The sequence below is a fragment of the Ruegeria sp. YTSC003 genome (genome assembly GCF_059609785.1).
Window position 1 is genome coordinate 20,125 of sequence record NZ_JBXWMK010000004.1, and the last position, 20,616, is coordinate 40,740.

13 protein-coding genes and 2 pseudogenes are annotated in these 20,616 nt (G+C 57.4%); 10 read left to right on the forward strand and 5 right to left on the reverse strand.

Features of this window, described 5'->3' with window-relative positions:
* Positions 1–18: 18 nt before the first annotated feature.
* Positions 19–537 carry a dihydrofolate reductase family protein gene (locus tag AC2FFH_RS09375; RefSeq protein ID WP_496766144.1) on the forward strand — a complete coding sequence of 173 codons (519 nt, stop codon included), beginning with the start codon at positions 19–21 and terminating at the stop codon, positions 535–537.
* Positions 534–1,151 carry a TetR/AcrR family transcriptional regulator gene (locus tag AC2FFH_RS09380; protein WP_496844272.1) on the forward strand — a complete coding sequence of 206 codons (618 nt, stop codon included), beginning with the start codon at positions 534–536 and terminating at the stop codon, positions 1,149–1,151. Before AC2FFH_RS09375 ends, AC2FFH_RS09380 begins: the two co-directional genes overlap by 4 nt.
* A gap of 130 nt (positions 1,152–1,281) precedes the next feature.
* On the opposite strand, the gene AC2FFH_RS09385 is transcribed toward AC2FFH_RS09380, so the two are convergent.
* Positions 1,282–2,472, reverse strand: a complete 1,191-nt coding sequence (locus AC2FFH_RS09385; protein ID WP_496766150.1) for a sterol desaturase family protein — start codon at positions 2,470–2,472, stop codon at positions 1,282–1,284.
* 121 nt (positions 2,473–2,593) lie between these two features.
* On the opposite strand from AC2FFH_RS09385, the gene AC2FFH_RS09390 reads away from it, so the two are divergent.
* From AC2FFH_RS09390 to AC2FFH_RS09400, 3 genes are all read left to right on the forward strand, one after another.
* Positions 2,594–3,676: a helix-turn-helix domain-containing protein gene (locus tag AC2FFH_RS09390; RefSeq protein WP_496844273.1), complete on the forward strand. Its 1,083-nt coding sequence runs from the start codon at positions 2,594–2,596 to the stop codon at positions 3,674–3,676.
* 348 nt (positions 3,677–4,024) lie between these two features.
* A complete protein-coding gene (gene nhaC, locus AC2FFH_RS09395) occupies positions 4,025–5,497 on the forward strand; it encodes a Na+/H+ antiporter NhaC (RefSeq protein WP_496844274.1) in 1,473 nt (490 codons plus the stop codon).
* A gap of 72 nt (positions 5,498–5,569) precedes the next feature.
* On the forward strand, positions 5,570–6,586 hold the full coding sequence (locus AC2FFH_RS09400) for a GlxA family transcriptional regulator (protein WP_496844276.1): 1,017 nt from the start codon (positions 5,570–5,572) through the stop codon (positions 6,584–6,586).
* Between the two features lie 105 nt (positions 6,587–6,691).
* On the opposite strand, the pseudogene AC2FFH_RS09405 reads toward AC2FFH_RS09400, so the two are convergent.
* Positions 6,692–6,879, reverse strand: a pseudogene (locus AC2FFH_RS09405) (transposase); the annotation flags it as partial.
* A gap of 113 nt (positions 6,880–6,992) precedes the next feature.
* Here AC2FFH_RS09405 and AC2FFH_RS09410 point away from each other — a divergent pair.
* Positions 6,993–7,219, forward strand: a pseudogene (locus AC2FFH_RS09410) (DDE-type integrase/transposase/recombinase); the annotation flags it as partial.
* 203 nt (positions 7,220–7,422) lie between these two features.
* On the opposite strand, the gene AC2FFH_RS09415 reads toward AC2FFH_RS09410, so the two are convergent.
* From AC2FFH_RS09415 to AC2FFH_RS09425, 3 genes are all read right to left on the reverse strand, one after another.
* Positions 7,423–10,923 carry a hypothetical protein gene (locus tag AC2FFH_RS09415; protein WP_496844277.1) on the reverse strand — a complete coding sequence of 1,167 codons (3,501 nt, stop codon included), beginning with the start codon at positions 10,921–10,923 and terminating at the stop codon, positions 7,423–7,425.
* 24 nt (positions 10,924–10,947) lie between these two features.
* Positions 10,948–15,699 (reverse strand): hypothetical protein, encoded by a 4,752-nt coding sequence (locus AC2FFH_RS09420; RefSeq protein WP_496844279.1) that lies wholly within the window; start codon positions 15,697–15,699, stop codon positions 10,948–10,950.
* A gap of 450 nt (positions 15,700–16,149) precedes the next feature.
* A complete protein-coding gene (locus AC2FFH_RS09425) occupies positions 16,150–16,686 on the reverse strand; it encodes an Lrp/AsnC family transcriptional regulator (protein ID WP_496844280.1) in 537 nt (178 codons plus the stop codon).
* A gap of 433 nt (positions 16,687–17,119) precedes the next feature.
* Here AC2FFH_RS09425 and AC2FFH_RS09430 point away from each other — a divergent pair, with 433 nt between their 5' ends.
* The 4 genes from AC2FFH_RS09430 (at position 17,120) to AC2FFH_RS09445 (ending at position 20,610) form a co-directional block, all read left to right on the forward strand.
* Positions 17,120–18,211, forward strand: coding sequence for an aromatic ring-hydroxylating oxygenase subunit alpha (locus AC2FFH_RS09430; RefSeq protein WP_496766168.1), 1,092 nt, complete (start codon positions 17,120–17,122; stop codon positions 18,209–18,211).
* A gap of 19 nt (positions 18,212–18,230) precedes the next feature.
* Complete coding sequence (gene gloA, locus AC2FFH_RS09435) at positions 18,231–18,665, forward strand: lactoylglutathione lyase (RefSeq protein WP_085823161.1); 435 nt, start codon at positions 18,231–18,233, stop codon at positions 18,663–18,665.
* A gap of 4 nt (positions 18,666–18,669) precedes the next feature.
* Complete coding sequence (locus AC2FFH_RS09440; RefSeq protein ID WP_108859955.1) at positions 18,670–19,068, forward strand: cupin domain-containing protein; 399 nt, start codon at positions 18,670–18,672, stop codon at positions 19,066–19,068.
* Positions 19,069–19,170: 102 nt separating this feature from the next.
* Positions 19,171–20,610: a glutamine synthetase family protein gene (locus tag AC2FFH_RS09445; protein WP_496844282.1), complete on the forward strand. Its 1,440-nt coding sequence runs from the start codon at positions 19,171–19,173 to the stop codon at positions 20,608–20,610.
* Positions 20,611–20,616: the final 6 nt, after the last annotated feature.

Sequence of the window (20,616 nt, forward strand, 5' to 3'; positions counted from 1 at the left end):
CCCACAGGACATATTATGATGGCAATGAGTCTAGACGGCTTTGTTGCAAGGCCGGATCACAGGCTGGATTGGTTGGATAAGCAACCCACCAAGGATGAAGACCACGGGTTCACAGCCTTTCAAGACAGTGTCGACGTGATCGTAATGGGATCGGGATCATACCGGACGGTTAGGGGGTTTGGAGCGTGGCCATACACGAAACCGGTGGTGGTTCTCAGTCGTTCGATGACAGCCGACGACATCCCTAGTGACCTGCGCGACAAGGTTGAGGTTTCAGACAAATCTCCAACCGAATTGATGCAGAGCTTTGACGCGCGTGGTTTCAGCCGAGTTTATGTGGATGGCGGAGCAATCGTTCGCTCTTTCCTCAAAGCCGGGCTGATTGAAGACATGCGGATCACCTTGATTCCCATCCTAATCGGGGAAGGCATTCGGATATTCGGCGAGACACAAGGTGACGTTGATCTGGAACTGGTGTCGGTTAGCAGCTTTCCCTCCGGTCTGGTGGATCTCGATTACAGATTGAAAATCGGATGACGAAAACTTCCCCACCAGGGCGGCCGCCAAAGGCTGAGCAGCGCCTTTCGAAACAGCTGATCCTGAAAACTGCATTGCCGATTGTCCAAAGCAAAGGCGTTGACGCGCTATCGTTTCGCATGCTCGCCAATCAGCTTGGGGTCACCCCGATGGCGGTGACCTATCACGCTGGCACCAAGAGACAGCTTTTATCCGGTCTGGTGGAAAATGCTTTCGCCGGCGTTCTGGATGGCGTGGACGGAGATACTCCGGTTGAACGCGCCCAAAGCATCATGATGACCTACTATGGATACGCCTTGAAGAACGCCAACCTTCTGCGCGCGATCCTTGAGGATGTGACGCTGATGAGCGCGGATCTCATAAACGTGTCCGGGGAATTAAAGGCCAGCACGGACCAGCTTGAAAACAGCGATGGCGGCGACGTCCTTGTTCACGTGCTAATAGACTATGCACATGGGTTTGTACTCTCTGCCTCCAGCGGAGAAAACAATCCCCTGACAACAGATGACTTTCTGCGCGGGATTGACTGGATTCTTGATCAAGCAGCTGGTGACCGCGAGGTCCGGTTGCGGAGAAAACAAGCGTATCAGGGTGGTCCGGCAGAACGACCTTAACGACCCAAACATCCACACTGGGCTGTGTCTTCGCGACTGCAGCGAATGACCGGTAAGCGAACTGCGAGCGTAGAATCGTTAAGGCAGTGTGAAGGTCCGGAATGGGCCATCTTTGGGGATGGCCTTGTACCTAATTTCCATGACGCCTGAGCACAGTTCTGAGGTACTCGGTCGAATGCCAGGTTTGATATGCACAGAATACCCCGGCGCAGCCTTTAAGTGTCAACTGATGCTTGGCCGATTGCTGGATGGATCCACGATATGTCCGTCCAGTTTCTGGATCGCGTAGCGCGCTTTTCCATACCGTGCCGTCAAAGACCAATTCGGTCAGGATCATATCACCAACCTGCGCATGGGGCGTGTCGTCCTTGTTCCAAACCCAAACAAGACGTCCACACTTTATTGCTTTATTCGATGTGCAATCTTCAAACGCGACGATCACGCCGAGTCCGGGGGACGCGTAGTGGCCTTTTAGGTCAAAGGCATGTCCTTGGGTGGCCAACATACCCACGATAACCGCAATCACCAAAAGAGCTGTTTTGACCATTCGGATGCGCAATCGCGGCGCGACGCGGGCGAATTCGGTCAAGTATCTTGGATGCTCGGTCTTCATGAACCGATCCCACCACGAAAAATAGAGCCCGTGGTTATAGCCCGCATGTGCATGGTGCATATCGTGATGAGTAACGCTCGTGAGCCAGCCAAAGACCGGCCTGCCTTTTGCATTGGCAGGGAAGATTTCGATCCCGCAGTGCCCGATTGCATTGCGCAGCATCATATGGGTCACAAAGATGAAAAGCGCGACAGGGTGTGTTGGCAGAATGATAAGAACGAAAGGCAAGTAGACGGCGTTCACCACGGCCTCGCCAACGTCAAAGCTGTAGGAGGTGAAGGGAGTCGGTTGGTGTGACTTGTGATGCAAGCGGTGAAACCGGCGAAACAGGGGCGGGTAGTGCAGGGCGCGGTGCGTCCAATAGAACCACGCATCATGAAGGATAATCAGCACCGCGATACTGAACGCGAAATAGGTCCAGCCATATGCGGCTATGTCTTGGTAGATTGTGATGACACCTACCCTCGCACCAAGCGCGATGGATGTCCCTGCGGCAGTAAAGATAAGCACTGTGCGCAGGCTCGTTAGAATCTCGCGCAGGATTTGACCTTGTGGCACTGCAGAGGGTCTAATTTTCTGCGCACCAAGACGCCGTGCCAGCATGATATTGATCAATAGATACGTGCCGCCGGCGCCAAGAATATACCGTAAGAGGTCTCCGCCGAAGACATCCGTGTAGATGGATAAGAGTGTGGCTAACTGAGTCATTGTCTGCTCCGAATGCGAATTGACATGTGGCGGACAGTGGCTGGCGACGCAAATCAGAGCGCGCTGAATTTGAAAACCGATCCGTTTCTTGCAAAATCGGCGAGGATTTTTCAGTTTCAGTATGGCTATACCGTTGACCGGCGGGGTAAATCCGACTTCGATTGCGCCTGTTATGTCAGACCCAATGATTTTGGATATCTTCCTGCGCGGCAGTGCCATCGGCACACTCGCGTTATGCGCCGCTGTCTTCATGAGAAACGGGGGATTCCAGCGGAAAAGCATGGCAGTAGTCTTGCTGTGCCTCAGTTTTGGCCCCTACTTGATTGTGTCCTCACCAAGCATCGATCTAACCGACGGCCCGGTTCGGATTGTGCTTGTGATGATCGCAGGTGTGATCCCTGTCTTGCTCTATTGGGCCGTGATTGAGCTGTTCCTGGATGACCTTTTTGTTCGACCTTGGCAGATCTTGACCGCTGCGTTGATAGTGGGTTTGGCATGGCTTTCTCAACTACAGCTGCAACTTGGTGCAATTCGCGGTATCTGCGTACTGATCTTCTTTTTCCATGGCCTGTGGATCGTAGTTTCAGGTCAGGCAGGGGATCTGATCGAGGCCCGTCGCCGGTTTCGGCGTTGGTTTCTGATCTGGATCCTCAGTTTGGGAATTCTCATTACCGGATTTGAAATCACCCATCTGGATAAAGCGCTTCCTGTCTGGGTATTTGCACTACAGGCAAGTGCGTTTTTCCTGTCTGCAAGCGCGTTCCTGCTGTGGTCGGTTCGCGTGGTTCCAGACATCTGGATACCGAGCACTCCAAAGCGGGATGACCAAGCCAACCCGGCGCAGTCCGCGCTCATAACGCGTATTGAAGCCGCGATGTCTGAGGGGCTGTGGCGCAGCGAAAGGCTGACCGTTGCCCAAGTGGCCGCACATCTTGGGACACAGGAACACCGCATTAGGTCCGCAATCAATCAAGGCTTGGGGCACCGGAATTTTGCGAGCTTCGTGAACGCGTTCCGCATTCAAGAGGCGCAATCCATGTTATCATCGCCCGAGCTGGCAGAGCGCTCGGTCCTGAGCATCGCTTACGATGTGGGGTTTTCCTCACTGGGACCATTCAACCGCGCCTTTCGCGCTCAAACCGGGATGACGCCTTCGGAATTTCGAAGGGCGCATTTACATGAAACGACAAAGTCACGTTTGTAAGCTATCCGCAAAACCACCTTCCAAGCCTGCTTTGCAAAAAAAATCAAAATTACGGCTGCCGTACCGCAGCAACGATCAATGAGGCGGACGTCTGCCAAGGGTTGTTGCCAATACCCGTAGTACAGCCTGCTGTCGTTCGGGGCTTGGGAGTGCGCAGTAATTGGAGCCAATTTGTTGCGCTTGATCGCGTTGGTCGGCCTTCAGTTCACCCGAAGAAGCCGAACCCCGACGCATCTGTGTCGCAAATTCTAATAGGATGTGCGCTCTGACCGACGGTCCCACACTGCTAAACTTGGTTTCTTCCGCAGATCATACCGCTTCTGGATCATTCCAATGGAGGAGACCCATATGTCTGCGAATGAAGACAACATACGTCAACCCGGCTTAGTGCTGGCGCTTGTGCCAATCGTGCTGACCCTGTGTGTGCTTGGGCTGCAGCTATTCTATTTCGGCGATTTTACCCCGCACATCCCTTTGGCCTTCGGGATCGCGATCACCGGCATCGTTGGCCTTATGTTGGGTCACAAATGGCCCAGCATCGAAGAAGGCGTGTTCCACGTCATTAATATATCCCTGCCGTCGGTCTCGATACTGATCACGGTAGGTATGATCATTGGCGTGTGGATCGCAAGCGGCACCGTCCCGACGCTGATCTATTACGGTCTCAAGATATTGTCGCCCGAGCTTTTCCTTGCTGCAGGAATGGTCCTTTGCTCCATTGTCTCTGTTTCATTGGGCACATCGTGGGGAACAACCGGTACAGTTGGTTTGGCGCTGATGGGGATTGGTGCCGGGTTTGGTATTCCAATGTATTGGACGGCAGGGGCGGTGGTCTCTGGCGCGTTCTTCGGCGACAAGATCTCGCCTTTGTCGGACACAACTAACCTTGCCCCAGCCGTGACGGGGACCAATCTTTTCGATCACATTCGGAACATGCTTCCGACCACAGTTCCTTCGATGCTGATCGCGCTGGTGATTTACTTTGTCGTCGGTTTCACACTGATCGACACGTCGCAGGTTTCGTTTGATCGTATTCACGCGATCACAACCGCGCTGGACGACGCATTTTGGATTTCACCGATCATGCTGTTTCCGGCGGTTCTGGTCATCGTTTTGGCTGTCATGAAGCAACCTCCGATCCCGTCGCTGTTTGCGGGGGCTGTTGCGGGCGGTGTTATGGCAATCTTTTGTCAGGGGGCCGGGCTTCATGAAACGTTCACTTTTGCCAACAGCGGCTATTCAATCGATACCGGGGTTCCGGAGATAGACCCTTTGCTAAACCGCGGGGGTATTCAGTCGATGATGTGGACCATCTCACTGGTGCTGCTGGCCCTGGGTTTCGGCGGAGCGCTTGAACGCGTGGGTTGCCTTCAGGCTATCATCAAAGTCGTCATATCGAAGGTGAAGTCGTTCGCCGGCATACAGATTTCCGCTATCATGACGTCTGTCGCCACCAATACCGTTGCAGGCGATCCATACTTGTCCATCGCACTGCCGGGCCGAATGTATGCGCCTGTCTATCGCGCGATGGGCTATTCCCCGCTGAACCTGTCCCGCGCCGTCGAGGAGGGCGGAACGCTGGTGTCCCCTCTGATCCCATGGAATGCAGGTGGTGCCTTTGTCATCACGGCACTTGGTTTGGGGATCGCGGACGGGAACTTCGAGAACCTGCTGTACATCCCGCTCGCATTTGCTTGCTGGCTGTCACCGGTCATCGGTATCATCTATGCCATGACCGGGCTCTTCTCACCAAAGGCGAGCGAAGATGAGATCCGCTCGTGGGAGGAAAGCGGTGAGCCTGTTGCCCAGATGAGCGCCTGACCGTACCGCACCAACACCGCAACAGGTGTTGGTGCACTTCATCCGCCTTGGTCGATACTGGGAGGAGAGACAATGAACCCGAGAAACTTTGTTCCAAAAGGTGCGGCCAGCTATCGCATAGACCATGAAGGGTCGGCCAAAGAAATCTACTTCTTGCTATTGCCGAAACTGACCATGCTGGCCTTTAGTGCTGCGGTAGAGCCACTGAGGATCGCCAATCAGGTCACCAACAAAGAGCTTTATAAGTGGTTTCTGATCACCGAAGACGGGACACCGGTTTCCTGTTCCAACGGGATTGAAATTACGCCGGACTTTGCATTGCTCAATCTTCCGCGATCCTCGCGGTTGTTTGTTTGTTCAGGCATTGAACCAGCCGAAAGTACGAACCCCAAAGTCCTGTCCTGGATCAGTAGACAGAGAACCTTTGGCTGCAATCTGGGTGGAATTTGCACCGGCGCTTTTGCCCTGGCTAAGGCCGGGGTTCTGCCGGGAAAAAGGTTTACGTTGCACTGGGAAAACCACCCGGCTTTCATTGAAAGTTTTGTCGATTTGGAGCCATCGGCAAACCTGTACGAGATTGACAACGAGCTTATGACATGTGGTGGTGGAAATGCCGCAACCGACATGATGCTGGACATGATCGAATCCGATTTCGGAAACGATCTGGCGGTCATCGTATCGGACATGTGCATCCACTTTCGATCCAACAATAGCAAAACGCTTCAGAAATCGGCCTTCTCGGTGGCCTTGGGCAGCCGCAATCAATACCTGATCAATGCTATGCAGATCATGCATGAAAACCTGGAAGAGCCGCTGGATATCTTTGAAATCGCGGAAGCTGTGCAGATATCGCGTCGTCAGCTGGAACGTCTTTTTCAAAAGTATGTCGAAATCTCGCCCGTCCAGTTCTATATCGAACTGCGCGTCGCGAGGGCATACGCACTGCTCAGCGAAACCGAGATGTCGGTCGCCGAAATTGCGGCAGCCACTGGCTTTAGCAGCGCTACTCAGCTGACCGTACGATTCAAGAAACGCTACGGCGAGGCGCCAACTTCTTTCCGGAGAGGATGGTCTGAAAGACGCGATTAGATTGCATCTGACCAGTATCGGAAGTCAAAAATTTCGAATTTTTGATTTAGGTAATGTGCGGTTAGGGTCGGGCATCATAACCAATAAATGACGAGAGCCGCGAGCGCGATTGCATAGCGTCTTGTGCGACCCGTATTCCTTGGCGCATCGCGCCAGCGCAACCCATTGCTATTGATGAAGATAATCCTACTCTGAACACGTCGATCATCTACACGTGGCTTGCCATGAGACTTAGGAAAGAAGGGCTCAAGGCGCGCCATCTGCTCGTCGCTCAGCCAGAAAAGGTCAGGCATGGTAACCGCTTGTTTTCGGCAACGTGAATCACGCTGAAACCAAAAATCAATGTGTCCTGAGCCCAACCACGGTCCGCTTTCCGGCTCTCGGTTCGCGAGACGTTAAGGCTCCCAAGGCCTACGCTTATCGGCGTATCATCTGCGAAATCAACCACCGATACGATCCGGATTTTGACTGCACAGGCAAATTGATCGAAAGTGGCGGAACAATTTGGTCGAAAGTGACCATGTCGCAATGAAGCGCCTACTTAGGTACCGTCAGAGCATTCGAGCCTTGCGAACCGTGAGGGCAACACTGAGTGGGATAGAGACGATCCGGACCAACAAGCGCGGTCACATTTGACACAAATAGACCGGTGTTCGAGGAGAGACCGGCTTCATCTCAAACTGTTCGAGCGCGTATAGTCCGGCCGCATGCGCTGCACTTGACCCAGCTTCAACCAATTAACGCAACAGTCCTCTTACCGCAGGTCACCGATCCGACCAGCACCCCTGTACACGTCGCCAAACCCTGCGATCAGCCGTAGGCAGAATAAATTCGACCTAGCAGACCTCGGGCACCTTCGTCAGAGGTGATGCGCGCAGAATGCGTTCGTAACCAAGATGCGCACCTAGCGGATCTTTGTGTGGCACCTCGCCGGGCAGGGTCTCGACAACGAGGCAGCTGAGCGGTGCATCGGGGCCGAGCGTTATGTCGGCCAGAAGACTCGTGATCTCTGCGGCCGACCAGCTTGTCTGGCCGGCGGGCTCGGTTGTGGCGGTAAATCCAAAGCTTCTGTCATCGAAGGGCTGGCGCGGGCGGCGCGGAGCTGCAAGCTGGCGACGACCCAGAAGCACGTTGCGCCGGTCTTCGTCATCAGCTTGCACCGCTTGTACGTAAAGCAGCACCCAAAGGTCGGTGCGTGGCACCACAGGTTGCACGGAGCGACCATTCTTGACCGGGTCGGCGAATTCGGCGCTGACGGTCAACCGCTGGGTCGAGCGGGTGACGCCGCAGGTGAGCGGAGGCGGCGCGTGCTGGATACCTGCGACTTGCAGGGGCCGCCCGTATCTGCCTTGCGCAGTACTCCACATCTCGGCGTGACCGACGCGGAATTCGTAAAGGAAGAAACCGAAGAGTTCGGGCGCTTCGGGCGGCAGCCCTTGGGGCAGCGGTAGCATGAAGTGCCGAGGACTGTTCGTGGGCAAAAGCTTCTGCATCGCGCCCAGTCCGCTGCGGTCATCGGCCTGCTCGGGGATGATCGTGCGGATCAGTTCAAGGTCGATGGGCAGGGGCGTGTTACCCAGCGTCGGATCGCCGGTAAGATCCCCGGTGAGTACCGGATCCGGACTGGTGGCGAGCATGCGCGCGAACAGGCTATCATTCGGATCGTCGGGCGGTCGGTCGAACTCGAGCCAGACCAGCCGGGTTCGTTCCTCGGAGTGGGAATACGCTGGGTCGCGCAAGTAAGGTGATAATGCGATGCCTGCTGAGACAATCTTGGGCACCTGGCGCGGAGGCCGGGCGACAGGCAAGGTCAGATCGACCTCTTCGGCACCGTCCTCTTGTGCGGGGTCAACCTTGTATTCGGGGATGGCGGTGTATTTTAACTGCAAAGGACGCGGGAAGCTGCCGTCCGCGGGCTCGGGGTCGATCGCATCGAGGAAGATCAGCGTCGTTTCTCCATTGGCGGCGGCACGGGCGACCTCGTGGGGGGCGGACTGCCGCCAGCTCACGCGACCCACTTGGTTGCCGTCACGCTCGATGCGCAACCCACTGAGCCCATCCCATGTCCAGTCCCTTTCGATGTTGACAATGACCGCGACGATCCACTGGCTGGTCACTTCGGATTTGGTTGCGAAGCGGACTGAACCGCCGTCGGGACCGATAACTGCGTTCAGACTTGAGTGCAGTCCGAATAGGCAGCGCTGTCCCGGGCGAGCGCGCAGGCTTGCGCCCACATGATCGAGGTCGAGCGCGGAGGCAAGCCGCGCGATCGGGTTCTCGGCCCCCTGACCGGTACGACCTCCGGCACGGTTGGCTCTGACAAGCGCCCGGCTTCCCGGTTCCGTAGGTTGCAGGTAGAAACCCTCGGCCACCCATCCGCGTGGCAGGCTAATGAGGCCGCGTTCGTCCTGGGCCGGGCTGCGTAGGTAGCGCCGCGCAGTTTCGCCGCGGCGCACGTCATCGGCACCGAAGTAGTTGGGTTTGTCCGAGCAGATAGGGGTCAGGTTCAGCCGCACATTGCGCGAAGTCGGAATAGTGATCGCGCCGTCTGTGGGGATTGCCATGGTCCCGATGTCGGCGGTGTCAACGTATTCGAGATCTAGCAGGGCCTGACCATCGGCATCGAAGGCGCGCTCTATAGTGTAGAGTTGTTCGTAGACCGGCTCATCGTCTTCCGGGTTCACGTCTGGACGCAGCACTTCAACCGAGATCTCGAGGATGTCCACATCTGGGTCCGGAAGGCCAGGTGCGCGCTGCTCGGCGGCGGCCTGGGGCATATCTGCCTCAAGCTCGGCCTCGGTTCCGCCGGCCACGAGGCACGCGGGGTAGTGCAGTCGGGGTTTGCTAACTGTGAGCGAGGCTGGAGGGTCGGTGGGATCGGCTGCCGAAGGCAGGGCGGGCGTCGTACGCAGTCCAGCGGGCCGGACGTAGCGCTTCATCGTTGCGGTGTAGACAGGCTGTGCGCCAGGGTTCAGGGCCTCGGTTTCGATGCCGGGGCCACCGCCGGAAAGATCGCAAAGTCGAATGCGCAGATCGTAGGTGGTGCCATAGCGCAACGGGATATCGGGGGGCACGCCTATGACAGGTTCAGGTTCATCGTCGCCGCCCATCAGCCGGTCGGCGAAGCGGTCGACCCCCACAAGCGGCCGGCCGTTCCAGGCAGCAAAGTACGAGGGAAGCCACATGTTGGCAGTGGGATCGCCGAGGATCTTGTTCGGTCCGACCTCGACGGGGAAGTTGGCCTGAACACTACCAAGGTCATTGCCGCCGAGAACAAGAGCGGTTTCCCCCATCGTCAAAGGAACCCAGTCTGAATTGCCGGTTTCCCGGGCATCGATGCGATAGCCGCGTACGCCCATCGGCGCATCCAACGGCGCAGCACCGGGGCTAATCTGACGGTTGAACCAGGTGACTAGTTGCGAGTCGTCGCACCCGACAAGCAGGCCGCGTTCTGTCGCGGGACGCTCCGCTTCGTCCTCACCGTCCTCGTCGAAGGGGTCGGCCCAGGCCGGTTGCGCGCCATAGACCTCTTTGGCGAAGCCGTCGTCATAACGTACGGCCTCGGCGAAGATATCGTCGTAGCCTGGGATGGGTGCTGCTGTGACGGGGAACTGTACGGCCGTGAACAGCGGGCGTGGCCCCGATAGCGGGGACAGCCGCGCGGCGTAGAGACGCAGCGCTCCGGGAATGCCGGCAAGCGACTGCCACGGACTGCCGGGGGCGAGATCGACATAGACCCAGCCCCCTTGTGAGACGACGTCTGCAGGAAGGGGGATGTCGATTGCGCGAATGAGACCTACGGCTTCGGCAAGTAAAGGCTGGCGAAGTACGCCGGCCAGAACCTGGCCCCACGACAACGGTGGTGCCGTATCGGCGATGGACGTGCCTGCTGGCGGAACGGCCTTGAGCGCGCAGCGATACGTGTCATCGGTCAGAAGGAAGGGATTGGCACCTTGGCCATAGCCTGTGGCCTCGCGATAGGGCGGTGGCGCGTACTTCATGATCCGGATCGAGGCGGTGCGTGGGTCGGTAGGCGTGACGGAGTTGTCGATGGGGAGCTCGGACGCCAGTGATTGAAACAGCGTTTCGGCCTGAGGCATTGCGGGCAACGTGATCGCAGTCTCGCCGGTGGCGACGCTGGCCGGTGACGGCAGCACCGTCGGGTCCGCGATGGTGCGAACAACAACGTCGAAATCCGTTGTCGCATAGGGTGGCAGGCCCGGTGCGGGGGCCGAGGTCGGATCGGTCTGGGGGGTCACCATCAGACGTAGCGAGAGATTTGCGCCATCCCAATTCTGGAGGAACGGCAGCAGCACAAGGCGGGACACGGCAGTCATGGGGCGATCCTCCCCTTTTGGTTATTACAGCACATCTGGAGCATCCTCTTTGCCGAGGGGGCCGCGCGTGATTTCAACCATCTTTGCGTCCCAGGAGGCGGAAAAGCTCAAGACCAGGAAGACCGAGATGTCGATCGATACGGTAACTTTCGAGACGAAGAACACGGTCTCGTTGCCGGTGCCCGGTTGCGCGAGTAGTCGGGCCCCCATTGCCTCGAACCGGATGGCGACGGATATGATTGGTTTGATGGCTGCCTCGGCCTGTAGCAGAATCCCTCCGCCCCAACCCATTACGGTTTCACCTATAATGGCGATGAAGGTGAACCCAACCATACCCTTAAGCTTGAGGAAGTCGCCCGGTCCGACCTTTTTCATGTAGGCAATCCCAAAGCCGATAGTGACCACGAAGGTCGTGCCGTCCTTCACAGACATGATGAGTGAGAACTTGATGATCGCAACGGCGTATAGGCCGGGAACAGCCTTGATCGCGAACATCGGTTTGCCGCCCAGCGAGAACTTCGCTTTGGTCTTTTCCTTCGCCAAGGTGACCAGAACTTCTACGCCTGTGTCCGCAAAGATGATGTCTCCCGGCAGCGGTGAGGGCGGGATCTGAAGATCGGCACCGCTACTGGTTTTGAAGGGAACCTTCATTCCGAACGTGAATTTCCATTTATTCTCCATCCGGACATCCGGTTCGCCGGAGATACCCAGTTCCTGCAGGATTGTCAGAAGGTCCTGCACGATCTGTACGGGTCCGCCCATTCGGAGTTCGGGCGCTTCGAAACGGGTGTCGGGGTCACCAAGGGCGCTGACCTGCGCAACCGTGGTGATCACATCGCCCATATCAGTATGCGCCATGATGCGGGTGGCGTTGGTTAGGCGGAACTCCCATGGAGTTGGCTGACTGGTGTCAACTTCGTATGTGACCTCTGAGTTGGTGTAATCAACGTCGCTTTGCACGCTTCCGGCAGACGCGGTCGTGCGTCGCCCGATCCCCGCATTGAAAGTGCCGGGACCGTCAAGGCGGAAGCTGCCGCCATCAGCCACCAATGCGAAATTGGCACTCGGGAAGGGGATGCAGTCGGACTGCTCGGGGAACATGGACAACGAGTCGGCGAGGACGAAAGGATCGGCGATGATCGGGCGTTCGGTCGAGACGATGCGATTGGGTTCGGTCGGCTCGATCCGGGGTCGGCGAAAGAAGGCACGCTGCATCCCCATGGAGTGCAGGATGCCGTAATCCTTGGCCGGGTTGACGGCGAAGAGATCCTCGGGGTCGGCAAAGCGGTAAGGTTCTCCTGTCGGCAGGCCGGCTGCGCCGCGCCGGATCAGCGGCAAGCCTTCATCCTCAGGCACCGGCGAAGGGGCGCCGCTGGCGTCGAGCGTCTCGAGCACAGACCATTCGCCGCCGGGAAAGACGAGGCTGCCCCATGCAGTCATCGCGAACTCGGTTCCCGCCACAGCAATGCCGACGCGGTTCATACGCATCTTCTGCTCTCCGCCTGCGACGGCACAAACCGCTTCGACAGGGCCGCACATCGGCCCGACCTGATTGATCAGGTCGGTGTAGGTGGCGACGTCGAAGGCTGGCGGGTCGGCGGTAATGCGCACGTAGCCCAGGTGCTGTTTGACCGGTACAGGAGCGTCGGCGCCATCCATGACCAGATCGCCTTGGAAGTAGACGGCCATGAAATCCTGCCCATTGGCGGTGACGATCTGGCCGGTCTCGGCGATCTCGGTGACATTTGTGATCCGGCTTACGACTCCGGGATGAGTGATCAGGCCGAGACCTGGGAAGTCATACAGGCCATCGCCGCCCGCAACCCAGCCGGTGTCGCTGCGACCGACAATGGCGTCTGCCTTACGCTGAAGCGTGATCGTGCGCACAACAGGCACGCCGTAGGGAACCAGAACCGATTTGACGGTGACGACTTCCCGCGCGGTGCGTCCGACGGGCACGTCCAGTTCGACCTTCTCGACCTGAGTTGTGGCGTTCAGTGGGTTGTTCCACTTGCTGAAGATGCTTTCGCCATAGCCCGAAAGGTCGAGCCGCGTGACGGGGACGAGCGCAGTGCTGGGTGAACCAGCACCAAGGCTAGAGTTGAATATGCTCGTCGCGCTGGTTCCCAGGATACTGACTGGCGCACCGGGTACATCCGCAGGCACGGCAACGGGAAGTTGCACCGTATGGCCGGGCATGGCCGGGGTCTGGCGACCTGCGAGCGTGCGGTCCCGCGCGCGCAGCGAAAGCTGGTGGGCGCCTTGCATGTCATCAGGGGCCTCCGGGCGGGTTTCCTGCACCCGAACACCGCGTTCGGTATCGGTCGGCGCCGTCAATCGAGCGGAGGCAATCATTCCAAAGGGGAGGGTGACTCGCGCCCGGCTAGACGGGTGGGTGTCGCCGCGGAGCCGGTCGAGGATCGTGTCATAGGCGGGCACCGGTGCGAATGGTACGCGGTCCCCGTCGGGCAGGTCGATGACCGCGGGGACGCCGGAATTGAGAAACACCACACGTTCGGGAAAGGCGATAGCGTCCGCAGGCTCCGGCGGAACGACGACCGCGGGTTCCCATTGAACCGCAGGAAGGGTCAGCAGCACCATCCAATTGGGATCCACCTCGAAAGCCAGGTCCTCAATGGCGACGACCTGGTTAACTGCAGTCGTCGGTGCAGTGCTGGAAACTCCGATAGGATCGCGCGGGCCACGTGGTGGGCGCAGCGCGACACCAAACTGGCCCGCGCCACTGGAGACATCGAGAAGGGTGATCTTAGGGACAAATTCGAAGTCTAGCGCATCGCCAAGCGCTTTCCCCCAACTCGGATCAGCGGCGGCCGCGGCGGTGTTGGGACGCGCGGCGATGGAGATGTCGGTGACCGAGGCAACAGCCGCAACGGAGTTCGACAGTAGGTTCATGGATGCGCCGGTGTCGCCATCGTTGGGGGCCGCTACAGGCGCTGGGCCCGGGAGGAAAAAGTCCAGTGTCCGGCTGCCTGGCTGGACGCCGAACCGGCTGATCAGAAGCTGAGCGCCCCGTTTCTCGGACGTGTCGCGGATACCGACGTTGGCGGCATAAGGGTCAGGCAGTGTAGGTACGATCCCCTCCAGCCTGTAGCCTGCCCAAAGGGCGCCGGAGTTTATGCGCTCGCCATCGAAAAAGCCGTATAGAAGGGCGTTGATCGGGTCGTTGGTGCGCAGGAGACCATTCTTTATCTGAAAGCACCGTCGCCGGTCCCCGCGGTTTCGACCATAGATTGCGAGCGCGCCGATATCCCCAATCTGAGCGATGATGACGACCGCATCCAGTAAACGCAGCGGCACACGATCGCCTGCGACATCGCGCGGAAGGTCCGGGCGCAGGCTGACATCGGCCACATACTGGACGGCCTCCTGCCCGCCAGTCTGGGCGAAGTAACGCACCGAACCTTGGGTCGCACGCCCGATTTCAGCGCGTGACGCAGGTGTCACGTCGCCAATCTCGATCAGTGTGCGGTGGCCATCCTGTTCGGCTTGCAGGGCGGTGAGTGCAAGTCGCTCCTGATCGACCATCAAAGTGGTTAGCCAAAGCTGTCCGGGCGCGGTTTCAGAAGAGATTTGAGCCGAAAGTCCGGGGTCGATCTGGAGCATCAATGCGCCGACTCCCGCCGCCTCGCCCAAAAGCGCGGGGGCGATCCGCGCGGCCGGCAGTGCAAGGCCACCGCCGGTGATCGGGGCCTCGCCCGCGATCGCAAAGTCCTTGGCATCAGAGGCGGTGACCGTGAACTCCGTTTCGGTTGGGGTCATTGGCACCAACAGGCGGTTGAATTCCGGCAGGTACTGTGCTGCGGATTGCGCAGGCGTTAATTTCACCTCTTCACCGAAGGCACCAATGGTGGCGTCTGCCGTCGCTTCAATCTGATTGCCGCCAGGGCCAATGACGATCTGCAGGGCTTCTGGTGGATCGAAGATTGAGGCGCGCGCGTCGGCGCCGGCGTGGTCCAATGGGACGCCCGAAGTGCCCCGCGCGGGCGGATCCAGCAAGATATCGAGCTTGCAGGTGACATTGGTCGGGACGACGACCTCGTCGCCATTGACCGCAATTGGTGAAGAAAAAGACAGCGAGCCGCCTTTGATCCGGATGCCAGTGTAGGTGTCGCCAGCCACGGTCGCAAATAGGTTCGTTGCCATCCAAAAGCTGCCGCCCGCGAGGTCATGATCGACTTGTGCGGCGGAATGGAACACTGAGGCAAACTGGACGTGCGGGACGCTTAGGAACGGGGCACCGCCAGGGGCACGGACAAATCGGACCTGGCGGACGATCCGGAAAATATGGATCCAAATGTCACGACCGAAAGCATCACGTACTGGCCCGATGACCGCTTCGGCCGCCAAGCCACTGGTCCAGGCCGGAAGAGCGTCATTCAGTTGCGTACTGAAGATCGGAACCCGGCGCACCGCCACCACGCGGTCGGAGCCGGAGCGCAGTACTCTCTCCGCGCCGTCGATCCGGTCCCAAGAAAGCCCGTGCTCTGCAAGACTTGCAAGCGTATCGCGATCCTGGGCGCTATCGACGTAAAGTGTTCGAAGGGCCGCAGCCGCTTCCTCAGCTTCGGTTACGCTGATTTCCGCCGGAGCAGCCCCTGAAAGCGCCGCAGCGAAGGCTTCGCTCGACCCTGCCAGCGCTGCACGCCGCACGTCCAGGGCATTGGAATCGGGAACGGTATCTGGTGTGTTGGGCCGCTCGTCCTGGTTTCGCAAGAATTCTACGGCAAAGTTGTAAAGTGTTGAATCGGCTAACATATGACCTCCAAGAACAAGTGGAGAGATGCGACGATAAACTAATACTGGTTGAAGAATTGAGGTTAATAGACCGGCGTTCTTGATGAGAAATCCTAACATATTTTGCGATTCGATACGAACTTGCGACAGCGGTTTTTTCCGGTCGTCGCCTTTCCGCTTGGTTCACCGATCCGCTTTTTTCGGGTGCGAACCTTCTCGCGGGGGCTCCGAAATCCGGCGCTCGCATCGTGGCGATGAACGGTATCCGCGACCGCCACGTGGCAGATCAACAGGAACAGTCGTCTTCGGCGTCTGATCTACAAATCAGCGCCAATTTTGGCAAATCGAGGTCAGGATCAATGAAATCGGTTTAGATGCTGGATGAAGGGCGCGCTGCGAAAATGGATGAGTTCATTCGCTGGAGGCAGAACTATGTGTCGCCGGCATTTCCATCTGTGGACAGCTCCCTAGTCATTCCCTCACACCCTGCTTCAGCAGGAACTGGTTCTTGAAATTTTGCAGCCCCGGCATGACGTCGGCCTTGGCAATATCGTCACTCGCGTGGATTTCATGTTCAAGAAATTCCTTTAGTGCGTCACCGTCGTCGCTGACGAGTTCGATAATCAGGTCATAACGGCCCGCGACCCACAGGATGAAAACTACCCTTGGGTTCTTTTCAAGCCGTTCCGCCACTTGGCGTGGTGTCACGCCAACAGCCACATTTAACCCAATCATCGCGTCGGTTGTGTACTCTGTGGCCACAGGATCCGACATCGCAACAATCCGCAACATGTTGTTGTCTCGCAACCCGCTCACCCTGTTGCGGATGGTTCCTTCGGACACATTCAACTGCTGCGCAATCTCAGAAAAGGCCATCCGGCCATCTTGCTGCAGTAGCCGGATGATCTGTTGGTTCAAGTCATCCTTTGGGGACCTAATGCTCTGTGCGGTGGCGCGCATGTTTGATTGCTTTTTGACTGCCATATACCCGATGCTCGATTGCTGCATTCGTAGCTGAGACTAGGTGAGGACATCGAAATCCGCAATTCTCCCCTGTGAATTCTGTGGCGGGAAGTGCAGAAAACGACATCCATTGCCCTCGACACCCTAGATTTTAAGGACGGTGACGCGAGTCGATTGCCAGATTTTCTGTAAAATTCCGTTGGAATTGCGCCTTTCGCAATCCACACGATCCCGCTATACGAAATTCGCACCACTATGCCGTTTTTTGACCAGATTATTTCTGATTCTTGCCTCAAGATTCCAATTAGTCGCGAAAAACGGAAAAAAATGGACGAGAAATTCGATATTCGCAGTCAAAACCTCAAGTCCCGGCGCGGCGAAACAGAGCCGGCAAGTAGGAAGACCGCGAGAAACGGTGGAAACCATACGCATACCGTTGAACAGGCGGGTGCAGGTGGCAGTGTCGAAGGGAGGACAAATGACAATTGCCGAGGAAAGAGCGCAGGCCGTTGGCGGGCCTCAGCACGGGCTGACTGCCGGGGCGTATCGCAGCGAAGAGTTCTGGCAGAGGGAATGCCAGACTGTCCTGGCCAAGAACTGGGTGTTCATCGGCTTTGCCCATCAGATGGCCAACCCCGGTGATGCACATCCAATCACCTGCGCAGACTTGCCACTGCTGGCGGTGCGCGGTCGTGATGGCGACATCCAGGTTTTTCACAACGTTTGCCTGCACCGGTGCATGACATTGGTCGACAAGCCTAAGAACGTCGGCAAGCTGATCCGATGCCCTTATCACGCTTGGGCTTATGATCTGGATGGCCACCTGCGTGCTGCACCGCATTTTGCCGGAACCGGAAAGCAGGAGTTCGACGGGTTTGACATCAAAGCACACCGCCTGAAGCCCGTGCGCACCCATGTCTGGCATGATTGGATTTTCGTCAATCTTGATGGGAACGCGCCGGAATTCGAAGACTATGCCGCACCTTTGATCAGCCGGCTGGAGGGGATGGACTTCACCAAAGTGGAACCAATTGGCCTGCTCGACTTTGGTGAGATTGGCACCAACTGGAAGCTGATCATGGAGAACTTTATCGAGCCTTACCACGTCCAGTTTGTCCATGCCTCAACCACCGATCAGCCGTTGGAAAACCACTATACGCTCATCGATGGCAACTGCATCGGCAGCGCCGTGGACCTGAACGAAGAGTTGGGCACATCCGGCAGTCTGGGCGTCAGCTCTCGCTATCTGACCCTGTACCCCAATTTCATTCTGGGCCGCTATTTCCCGGACCAACTGGGCGTCTATCTGAACGTGCCCATCGGTGCCGGAAAAATGCGCCAGTACCGAGCTCTTTACACAACGGAAGGCCAGGAACTGAGCGCCGAGGAAATACAAGCCCTCAGAAACCTTTGGTGGGATGTCCACAAGGAAGATCACGAGATGGTTGAGCGCATGTTTGAGGGCCGCAAATCCCCAGTCGCCGAGGACGGAGGCCTGTTGTCGCCCGCCTGGGAGGACAGCGTGCGCGCCTTCCAGGATCTGATCGAGCGTGATGTGGCCGGTGCTTAAGCAAGAAGGAACAATATCGATGAATAAGTCCATATCCAAAGGGTTTCGTCTGGCCCATACGATGATGCGGGTCACCGACATGGAGAAGTCACTGGATTTCTATTGCGGAATTCTGGGTATGGAAGTGCAGCGGCGCACGGACTACCCCGAAGGCAAATTCACCAATACCTTTATCGGTTATGGGCCTGAGGCCGAATTTCCCACGCTGGAGCTGACCGCCAATTGGGATCAGGGCACGCCTTATGACAAAGGCGACGGCTGGGGTCACATCTGCATCGAAACGCCGGATGTTTATGCCGCGTGCGAACAGCTGGCTGCAGCGGGGGTAAACATCACCCGTCCACCGGGGCCAATGAAAAACGGCACTAGGGTCATCGCCTTTTGCGAGGACCCTGACGGTTACAAGGTCGAATTGAACGAATCCATACTGAAACACCTGGCACAGGAAGGCTGACCAAATGGGTGACACACCTCAACTTTTCAAATTCGATCTGGTTCAAAATCGCTACGACTCGATGGGCGACAGCGACACCTACATCAAACCGATGGTCACCAGCGAATTCAGCAAGTCCATGTGCGGTGGCATCAACGTCCTGAACAACATCAAGGTGCCTTGGGATCTGACCTGCGACGAGATCATTTATTGCCTTGAGGGCACGTTCCGACTTGTTTGCGATGGCAAAAGCTATGTTTGCAATCGTGGTGACGTGCTGTTTGTCCCCAAGGACAACCACATTTCCTACGAGTCGGACGGCAAATGCGTGATCTTCTATGCCGCCTACCCTCACAACTGGAAACAGCTTGCCGGGATCACGCAGGTTCCGGGCATCGACCCAGACGATTTTGTCCCCGGCTGAACACCTTTTCGCTGAGCGACAGAACAACCGAAACCAGCACCAACACTGAGGGGTCACCCTCGGTGAACCAAATCTGATTGCCATTCGATGGGAGGACGCCGAATGCCCAAAGATAATGCCAGCACCCGCATCTACTACGAGACTTTCCATGACGCTGTCGAGCGTAACCGCCCGCGTATCGCAGAGGTACGGCAACGTCTGGAGGAGGCTGGTGTCAAATACGTGATGGCCGCCTGGATTGACCTGCACGGTATTCCAAAAACCAAACCCGTACCAATGAGTGATTTTGAACCGCTATGCCTTGGAAAAGGCCCGCAATTCGCGGTGCATTCGATTTCGTACGTGCCCGAGCTAGGCCCCGCCGACAGCGATCAGGTGGTGGTTCCGGATCTCGATGCCGTCTACGTCTGTCCGTGGGACACATCGATGGCGATCATCTTCTCGGATCTCTACTGGGAAGACGCACCCTATAATGTCTGCCCGCGTCAGGCCCTGAAACGCGCCATGCACGAGGCGGCGCTGGAAGGGTACACTGGTTACGCCGGGGTAGAACCCGAGTTTATCGTGATGAAATATGACGACGCCGGGCAGCCGGTAAAGGCATTTGACGATGACCCTGCAGATGGGCTTCGTCCGCGTCGTCAGGCATTTGGCTATGATGTTGAGTATTCGATAGACTCGATGCCATTCCTAAAAACCCTGATCGACATCATCGAAGGATTAGGCTGGAACCTGCATGACGTGGTGGCCGAGGGTGCATATTCCCAGTTTGAGCTTGATTTCCACTATACCAACCTGCTGGAAATGTCCGACCGGTTGGCTTTTCTGCGCATCACGTTGAAAGAGGTGGCCAAGCAGCATGGGCTGTTTGTGACCTTCATGCCAAAGCCAACTGTGGGGGACTGGCGGTCCGGGGCGCATATCAACATGTCGATGCAGCATGAAAGTCGCCCCGGCGAAAACATTTTTGAGACACCCGATGGCAACTGGAGCGACGAGAGCCGCTGGGCCGTAGGCGGGCTGATGCAGCATGCCGAAGCAATCACGGCGATCACCTGTCCGACCGTGAACTCCTATAACGGGTTGGTGCCGCGCGTTGGAGGTTTTGAAGGCGGCACCGTCACCTGGGCTCCGACCAATATCACATATGGCTTCAATAATCGCTCCGCCCAGTTCCGCCTGCCGCAAAGCCGTCACTGCATCGAAAACCGTGCCTGCGACATGACCATGAACGTCTATCTGGCAATGGCGATGCATCTGAGCTGCAGTGTGAAGGGGATCAAAGAAAAGACCGATCCGGGCGAACCAACGGATTTTGATCTCTACTCAAAGACCGAAGCTGAACTCGCCGAGCTCGGAATCCGCCGATTGCCGCGGACCCTGTTTAACGCGATCGAGGCCTTGCGTGGCGATGCCATGGCGGAACATGTGATGGGTCCGGTGATGCGTAATTCATATCTCGAATACAAAAACGACGAGTGGGAGCGGTATCACCAATCGGTCACCGATTGGGAAGTGCAGGAATATTTGCGACTCTACTGAGGCAGG